This is a genomic window from Vibrio sp. L85, assembly GCF_963871815.1.
Taxonomy (GTDB): Bacteria; Pseudomonadota; Gammaproteobacteria; order Enterobacterales; family Vibrionaceae; genus Vibrio; species Vibrio harveyi.
In genome coordinates, this window is sequence record NZ_CAWMYL010000049.1 from 1 (window position 1) to 283 (window position 283).

1 pseudogene is annotated in these 283 nt (G+C 44.9%); it reads left to right on the forward strand.

Going from position 1 to position 283, the window contains the following annotated elements:
- Positions 1-98 precede the first annotated feature (98 nt).
- Positions 99-283 (forward strand): annotated as a pseudogene (locus tag AACR11_RS07525) (hypothetical protein); the annotation flags it as partial.

Consider the following 283-nt stretch of genomic DNA (forward strand, 5'->3'; position numbering starts at 1 on the left):
AAGAAATCAAGCATATTGCATAGCAAAACAACCCACTTGCTTACTGTGTGATTTATGTACTGTTGGTAAAATGTACTTTTGAGTTGAAAGTATATGATATGCCAATAGAATTCCCTAAGCCGAAACGGTTGACAAGTGCTGGATATGCCCCAGTTCAGGATGATGTCCCCCTTGCTCCCCCAACTCCAACCCCAGCGCTCGAACCTGAGCCTGTAGCGGGGTTTGAGTGCCGTATTAAGATCTATGCACCAAAGTCCGATCTGTCTAGCCTGAAATTAGGTGT